Below are 1,879 nucleotides of genomic sequence, written 5' to 3' on the forward strand. Positions count from 1 at the left end.
TCTTACTGGTGATGGGCGAGGTGGAACAGGTGGAAGCCATTGCGCCGGGGCTGACGACCCAACACTGGCTGGAGGGGCATCGTACTTTGCTGGTGTACGGCGGCAGTTTACAAACTGAACCGGATGCTGCTCAGCTGGCGGCCCTGCGTCGGTTACGGCATTTCCGGCCACTGAATGGGGTGGTCTGGGCGCTGACCGAAGCCCAGAGCGCCCAGCCGGTTCTGATGGATAAAGCCCTGCGGATGTTACAGAAACAGGCCCAGCAGTTACATTGGCAGGCGCCGGTTTATCTGTGGCAAGTGTGTCACAGCATCTGGTCGCAGGAAGACCGTATCACTCAACCGGTGGGCTGCTTTTTCCCGGAACGCGGTACGCCGGAAGGGGTGGCAGAACAATTACAGCGGCTGATTGACCCGATGCGCCGGCAGGGCATGCAGCAACTGCTGGCAAAGAACGCCCACGATTTTTTGTATCGCCTGTCATCAACGCTGGAAAACAAGGGGATTACTCACTGGCGTGATGTCCTGACCCCGGTGTTGAAGGAATATGCGGATGTGGTGGTGTTGCGAGGGCTGATGTTCAGTTTGCCGGTCAGGGTCAATCAAGACGGTGCGCCCCAGAGCTGGCTGCCGGACCCGGTGTGGCAGGGGGTACTCCGTGACAGCCGGCGGGCGCCCGGCAGGCGGATGGGGCTGAGCCGGAAACGGCAGGTTTATCACGGTCTGATGGCACTGGCGTTACTGTGGGGCGCGGGCAGTGTGCTGTCGTTTTTCACTAACCGTGACCAGATAAGGGGAGTACAGACGGCGGTGACTGACCTGAAAACGCACCCGGTCGGGTCTGAGGGTGAACTGATGGCGTTAAAAACCCTGCGTAATGAAATGGGCCGGTTGCAATACCGGGTGGAGCACGGGGCGCCCTGGTATCAGCGTTTTGGTCTCAATCAGAATGAGAGGCTGCTGACGGGGGTGATGCCGGATTACACCGTGATGAATAACCGCCTGATACGGGATAAAGCTGCCTCGGTGTTGCAGGCAAAACTGCGTACTCTGGTGAATTTACCGCCGAACAGTCCGTTATGGGCCGGTCGGGTGGCCGCCGGTCATGACCTGTTGAAAGCTTATCTGATGATGGCGCGTCCGGAGAAAGCGGAGGCGGCATTTTTAACCCGGATACTCAGTGACAATGAACCCGTCCGAGCCGGCATTGCGCCGGGTGTCTGGCTGAGTGCCGCGTCCGATTTATGGGATTTTTACGCGCAAAATTTGTCGGTACATCCGGAATGGCGGATAACCCCGGATACTGAGCTGGTCAGGCAGGTGCGGCAGAAACTGCTGACCCAGTTAGGCCGGCGTAATGCAGATGCCACGCTCTACCAGCAGATGCTGCAATCGGTGGCGAAGGATTATGCCGACGTCACGTTACAGCAGATGACCGGTGACACGGAAGCCGAACGGTTGTTGACGACGGATAAAGTGGTGCCAGGGATGTTTACCCGTCAGGCATGGGAGGGGCAGATACAGCCCGCGATTGGCAAGGCGGTGGCCTCGCGGCGCGAAGCGATTGACTGGGTGCTGAGTGATAACCGGCAGGCCATATCGGCGGCGGTGTCACCGGCGGAGTTAAAAGCCCGGCTGACCGAACGTTACTTTACCGATTTTGCCGGGGCGTGGCAGACGTTTCTGAACAGTCTGCGCTGGAATAAAGCCGGTAATATGGCTGAGGTGACAGACCAGTTAACCCTGATGGCAGATACCCGTCAGTCCCCGCTGATGGCGCTAATGAACACGGTGGCGTATCAGGGACAAACGGGTCAGCGCGGGCCGGCTTTATCCGACCGGCTGGTGAAATCGGCCAACACGCTGCTAAACAACAAAAC

General features: G+C 58.6%; 1 protein-coding gene. It reads left to right on the forward strand.

What is annotated here, in order from left to right; all coding sequences use genetic code 11:
* On the forward strand, positions 1-1,879 hold a 1,879-nt coding region (locus AM629_RS20970), incomplete at both ends, for an ImcF-related family protein (protein WP_476704005.1).

It is taken from the genome of Photorhabdus heterorhabditis (assembly GCF_001280945.1).
In the GTDB taxonomy this organism is placed as follows: Bacteria; Pseudomonadota; Gammaproteobacteria; order Enterobacterales; family Enterobacteriaceae; genus Photorhabdus; species Photorhabdus heterorhabditis.